1 protein-coding gene and 1 pseudogene are annotated in these 1,175 nt (G+C 75.3%); both read left to right on the top strand.

Annotation, left to right across the window (positions count from 1 at the left end):
- The first annotated feature begins 23 nt into the window (after nt 1–23).
- Nucleotides 24–950 carry an NADP-dependent oxidoreductase gene (locus ACZ5CR_RS46365; RefSeq protein ID WP_468870067.1) on the top strand — a complete coding sequence of 309 codons (927 nt, stop codon included), beginning with the start codon at nt 24–26 and terminating at the stop codon, nt 948–950.
- A 41-nt stretch (nt 951–991) separates the two neighbouring features.
- Nucleotides 992–1,175: pseudogene (locus tag ACZ5CR_RS46360) on the top strand (GNAT family N-acetyltransferase); the annotation flags it as partial.

The following is a 1,175-nucleotide window of genomic DNA, read 5'->3' as shown; positions in this document are numbered from 1 at the left end:
CCCGGTTCGAAGTGAGGGAGCGCATGTCCAAGGCGTACGCATTCACCCGGTTCGGCGGCCCTGAAGTGGAGGCCTTCGTCGACCAGGACCCACCGGAGCCCGGCCCCGGCCAGCTCCTGGTCGTGGTGCGGGCGGCAGGGGTCAACCCGGTCGACTGGAAGCTGCGTGCCGGCAAGCGGAGGCCGGGGGCACCGCCCGCCGAGTTCCCCGAGGTGCTGGGCAGCGAGGTCGCCGGTGTGGTCGAGCGGGTCGGCGCGGACGTCGAAGGCTTTGCCGTCGGCGACGCGGTGTTCGGCAACCCGGACACCGGCGGCTACACCGAGTACACCCTCCTCCCCGCCTCTCTTGCGGCGCACAAGCCGGCGGGCCTGACCTTCGCCGAGGCCGCCGCGCTGCCGGTCGCGGTGGCGACGGCGTACGACGGGGTGCGTCAGCTGGATCTGCCCGCCGGGGCGACGCTGCTGATCACCGGGGTCGGCGGTGGTGTGGGCGTGGCCGCGGCGCAGTTGGCGCGGCACTTCGGCGTCCGTGTCGTGGGTACGGCGAGCGCGGGCAAGAAGGACTTCGTCGAGTCCCTGGGAGCGGTGCACGTGCCGCCGGGGCCCGACCTGGCGGACCGGGTGCGGGCGGCCGCGCCGGGCGGCCAGGTCGACGCGATCTTCGATCTGGTGGGCGGCGAGGACCTCGTGGCGGTGGCGTCCCTTCTCCCCGACCGCGAGGGGAAGCTGATCACGGCCGCGGCCAAGGAGACGGTCGCCGGGCTGGGCGGGGCGGCGGTCGCGCGGGCGCGGACCAGTGAGGTCCTGGACGCGGTGGCGCAGCTTGCCGTCGACGGGGTGCTTCGGCCTGAGGTGACGGCGACGTATCCGCTGGAGCGGGCCGGTGAGGCGCTCCGCGCGGTGGAGGGCGGGCATGCGCGCGGCAAGGTCGTGATCGAGGTGGGCGTGTGAGTCGCGTGAGCGGGGCCGGCCTCGAGGCCCCGAGCCGTGCGGTGCCCCTTCAGCAGGGGGCGCACCCCTTGGACAATCCCGCCTACGCCGCGTTGAACGGGCCCCACGCGCGGTTCGCCGAGCGGCGGGGGCGCGTGGTGCGGTACCCGCTGGACGTGTCGCCGTGGCTCGGGCTGCCCGACGCTCCGGAGGCGGGCGACTGGGCGGATCTCGCCGCGCTCGCGG

It is taken from the genome of Streptomyces sp. NPDC031274, from assembly GCF_055570235.1.
This window is presented reverse-complemented; position numbering and strand designations above follow the sequence as displayed.